This window comes from Stenotrophomonas sp. HMWF023 (assembly GCF_003060985.1).
In the GTDB taxonomy this organism is placed as follows: domain Bacteria; phylum Pseudomonadota; class Gammaproteobacteria; order Xanthomonadales; family Xanthomonadaceae; genus Stenotrophomonas; species Stenotrophomonas lactitubi.
On the sequence record NZ_QAIJ01000209.1, the window covers coordinates 1 to 4,680 of the forward strand.

Below are 4,680 nucleotides of genomic sequence, written 5' to 3' on the forward strand. Positions count from 1 at the left end.
TTGCAGGACACGCCGTAAACCCGTCCATGGGGGCTCGATGGCGCCATCCATGGCGCCAACGGTCCTGCAAAGGCCCACCCGTCCCGCCTGTCAGGTTTCCTGCGGGCGCGGACGGGTAGGGCGGAATCAACGGCAGAAGCAAAAGCAGAAAGGCAGCCATTGGCTGCCTTTTTTCGTGGGTCGGGGTCGGATCCCTTTGCGTAGCAAAGGGCTCTGACCCCAAGGCCGAAAGCATCCACGCATGGCGTGGATCTACTGCCTTTGCTCACCCCTCCGCCGCGCGGAATGTTGGGTGGTCCGGGTGGGTGAGGCTGACCGGGACTGTCAGCGGCATGGATGCCGCTGCCAAGCCTACAGGGATGTACTTGCGGCGTGTCCCGGGCAGTCTCACCCACCCGGGCCCCTTCAATACACCGACACGTCCGCCGGCAACGCTCTGAACCTTACAGCGCCTCGAAAATGCCGGCTGCGCCCATGCCGGTGCCGATGCACATCGTCACCATGCCGTACTTCTGCTGGCGACGACGCAGGCCGTGCAGCAGGGTCGCGGTGCGGATCGCACCGGTCGCACCCAGCGGGTGGCCCAGGGCGATCGCGCCGCCCAGCGGGTTGACCTTGCTCGGGTCCAGGCCGCAATCGCGGATCACCGCCAGCGACTGTGCCGCGAAGGCTTCGTTGAGCTCGATCCAGTCCAGCTGGTCCTGGGTCAGGCCGGCCTGCTTCAGCGCCTTCGGAATCGCGGCGATCGGGCCGATGCCCATCACTTCCGGGCGCACACCGGCCACCGAGAAGCTGACGAAACGGGCCAGCGGGGTCAGGCCGTAATCCTTGATCGCCTGTTCCGACGCCAGCAGCACCGCGCCGGCGCCATCGCTCATCTGCGAGGAGTTGCCGGCAGTGACGGTGCCGCCGAACTGGCCGTTGCGGAACACCGGGCGCAGCTTGGCCAGGCCTTCAGCGGAGGAATCCGGACGCGGGCCTTCGTCGGTGTCGGCGACCTTGTTGCGGGTGATGATGCGCTTGCCGTCGGCCAGGTCGGGCTGGTGCGAGACGATCTCGTACGGGCTGATCTCGTCCTTGAAGTCGCCATTCTGGATGGCGGCCATGGCCTTCTGGTGCGAGGCCAGGGCGAACGCGTCCTGGTCTTCGCGCGAGACCTTCCACTCTTCAGCGACCTTCTCGGCGGTGATGCCCATGCCGTAGGCGATGGCGACGTGGTCGTTGTCGAACACGCTCGGGGCCATCGCGATCTTGTTGCCCATCATCGGCACCATCGACATCGATTCGGTGCCGCCGGCCAGCATCAGGTCGGCATTGCCGAGGCGGATGGCGTCGGCCGCCTGCGCCACGGCCTGCAGGCCGGAGGAGCAGAAGCGGTTTACGGTCTGCGCGGCGATGGTATTCGGCAAGCCGGCCAGCAGCACGCCGATGCGGGCGACGTTCATGCCCTGCTCGGCTTCCGGCATCGCGCAGCCGATGATCGCGTCATCGATGCGGTTGACGTCCACGCCCGGCGCCTGCGCGACGACGCTGCGCAGCACATGGGCGAGCATGTCATCGGGGCGGGTGTTGCGGAACATGCCCTTGGGCGCCTTGCCAACCGGGGTGCGGGTGGCGGCGACGATGTAGGCGTCCTGGATTTGCTTGGTCATTGCAGTGATCTCTTGAGTTTTTACCGGCGTGCCGACCAAGGTCGACACCTACCAGAAGCAGGGGACGGTGCCGCCCCGAATCAGGGGCGGCACCCACCATCAATCAATTACGCAGCGGCTTGCCGGTCTTCAGCATGTGCGCGATGCGGGCCTGGGTCTTTTCCTGCTGGGCCAGTTCGACGAAGTGCTTGCGCTCCAGGGTCAGCAGCCACTCTTCGTCGACCAGGGTGCCGCGGTCGACCTTGCCGCCGCACAGCACGGTGGCGATGCGCTCGGCGATCTCGTAGTCGTACGGGCTGATGAAGCGGCCTTCCAGCATGTTGACCAGCATCATCTTGAAGGTCGCGATGCCGACGTCGCCGGCCACCTGGATGCGGCGTGCCGGCAGCGGCGGACGGTAGCCCGCTTCGGCCAGCGCACGTGCTTCGGCCTTGGCGATGTACAGCGCTTCGTAGCTGTTGAACACCACCTTGTCGGTGCTGCGCAGCAGGCCCAGTTCCTGGGCGTTGACCGCCGAGTTGGACACCTTGGCCATCGCCACGGTCTCGAAGGTCTTCTTCAGTTCGGCGAACACGTCACCGCCCGGGCCTGCGGCCTGCGACGCGCGCACGGCCAGTTCCTTCAGGCCACCACCGGCCGGCAGCAGGCCGACGCCGGCCTCGACCAGGCCGATGTAGCTTTCCAGGAAGGCCACGGTCTTGGCGCTGTGCATCTGGAACTCGCAACCGCCACCCAGGGCCAGGCCGCGCACCGCAGCCACCACCGGCACCAGCGAGTACTTGATGCGCTGGCTGGTGCGCTGGAAGTTGTGCACCATTTCCTCGAACTGGTCGACCTTGCCGGCCTGCAGCAGGCCGAGGGCACCGGCCAGGTCGGCACCGGCGGAGAAGGGCTCCTTCTGCTGCCAGATCACCAGGCCCTGGAAGTCCTTCTCGGCGCGCGTGACGCACTCCTGCAGGCCGTCCAGCACGTGGTCGGACACGGTGTTCATCTTGGTCTTGAAGCTGACCACGGCGATGCCATCACCGTCGTGCCACATGCGCAGGCCGTCGTTCTCGAACACGGTCTCGCCCGGCGCGAACTTTTCGCCCAGCAGCGGATCCGGGAAGCGCTGGCGCTGGTACACCGGCAGCGACGAACGCGGCAGCTTGGCGTTGCGCGACGGGCTGTAGCTGCCCTCGGCGGCGTGCACGCCGTCGCGGCCATCGAACACCCAATCGGGCAGCGGGGCGTTGCTCATGCTCTTGCCGGCGACGATGTCATCGGCGATCCACTGCGCGACCTGCTTCCAGCCGGCGGCCTGCCAGGTCTCGAACGGGCCCAGCGACCAGCCGTAGCCCCAGCGGATGGCCAGGTCGACGTCGCGCGCGGTCTCGGCGATGTCGGCCAGGTGGTAGGCGCTGTAGTGGAACAGATCGCGGAAGGTCGCCCACAGGAACTGCGCCTGCGGATGCTGGCTCTCGCGCAGCTTGGCGAACTTCTCGGCCGGGTTCTTGATCTTCAGGATCTCGACCACTTCCGGTGCGGCGGTGCGGTCAGCCGGACGGTAGTCCTGCTTTTCCAGGTCCAGCACCACGATGTCCTTGCCGACCTTGCGGAAGATGCCCGCGCCGGTCTTCTGGCCCAGTGCGCCCTTGGAAATCAGCGCATCCAGCCACTTCGGCGACTTGAAGAACTCATGCCACGGGTCGTTCGGCAGGGTATCGCCCATGGTCTTGATGACGTGGGCCATGGTGTCCAGGCCGACCACGTCGGAGGTGCGGTAGGTGGCAGACTTCGGGCGGCCGACCAGCGGGCCGGTCAGGCCGTCCACTTCGTCAAAGCCCAGGCCGAACTGCTGGGTGTGGTGGATGGTGGACAGGATCGAGAACACGCCGATGCGGTTGCCGATGAAGTTCGGGGTGTCCTTGGCGTAAACCACGCCCTTGCCCAGGGTGGTGACCAGGAAGGTTTCCAGGCCTTCCAGCACGCTGGCGTCGGTGGTGGTGGCCGGAATCAGCTCGGCCAGGTGCATGTAGCGCGGCGGGTTGAAGAAGTGCACGCCGCAGAAGCGGTGGCGCAGCTGTTCCGGCAGCACGTCGGCCAGCTTGTTGATGCCCAGGCCCGAGGTGTTGGAGGCCAGCACGGCGTGGTCGGCCACGAACGGCGCGATCTTCTTGTACAGGTCCTGCTTCCAGTCCATGCGCTCGGCGATGGCCTCGATGATCAGGTCGCAGTCCTTCAACTGTTCCAGGCCGGTCTCGTAGTTGGCCGGGGTGATGGCTTCGGCCAGCGACTTGCTGGCCAGCGGTGCCGGGCTCAGCTTGCCGAGATTGGCGATCGACTTCAGCACGATGCCATCGGCCGGACCTTCCTTTGCGGGCAGGTCGAACAGCACGGTGTCGACGCCGGCATTGGTGAGGTGGGCGGCGATCTGGGCACCCATGACGCCGGCACCCAGCACGGCGGCGCGGCGGACTAGCAGGGAATTGGACATGGTGTAGGGCCTTTGTTGGTCAGCAGTTACTGGGTGGAATCAATGGAGGCGGGCAGGGCGCTGCCGCTGCGGGCGGCGGCGCGGAATCCGGCCTCGGCGAAATGGATCAGTTCGTGGGCGGCATGGGCACGATGCGCCGTTTCGGTGACACCGGCGGGTCGCTTGATCAGCCCGAAATCGGCCATGGCATAGGTCAGCGAGCCGGCCAGGAAATCCAGGCGCCAATAGAGCTCTTCCTTGCTCAGGTCCGGCACGCATTCGGCGATGGCCTTGCCGAACGCACGCAGCACGTGGCCGTAGTGGTCGGACAGGAACTTGCGCAGGTTGTCGTTCTTTTCAGCGTAGGCGCGGGCGATCACGCGGACGAAGGCGCCGCCGTTCTGGCGATCCTGGGCCAGCGCCAGGGCCGGCTCGACGAAGGCGGCCAGCACCGGCCGCAGTTGCCCGGGGTGTTCGTTGCGGGCGCGCTCGAGCTGGGCCAGGCGGGCGCCGGTCATCTCGTCCATGCGGCGGCGGAACACCTCGTTGACCAGGTTTTCCTTGGAGCCGAAG

General features: G+C 66.5%; 3 protein-coding genes. All 3 read right to left on the reverse strand.

The features are described 5' to 3' along the window. Positions 1-443: 443 nt before the first annotated feature. Positions 444-1,652 carry an acetyl-CoA C-acyltransferase gene (locus DBR20_RS11315; protein ID WP_089240530.1) on the reverse strand — a complete coding sequence of 403 codons (1,209 nt, stop codon included), beginning with the start codon at positions 1,650-1,652 and terminating at the stop codon, positions 444-446. A gap of 103 nt (positions 1,653-1,755) precedes the next feature. Then, positions 1,756-4,128, reverse strand: a complete 2,373-nt coding sequence (locus DBR20_RS11320; protein ID WP_108266240.1) for a 3-hydroxyacyl-CoA dehydrogenase/enoyl-CoA hydratase family protein — start codon at positions 4,126-4,128, stop codon at positions 1,756-1,758. A 26-nt stretch (positions 4,129-4,154) separates the two neighbouring features. Further along, positions 4,155-4,680 (reverse strand): TetR/AcrR family transcriptional regulator (locus DBR20_RS11325; protein ID WP_108266241.1); only part of this gene is annotated, 526 nt, incomplete at its 5' end.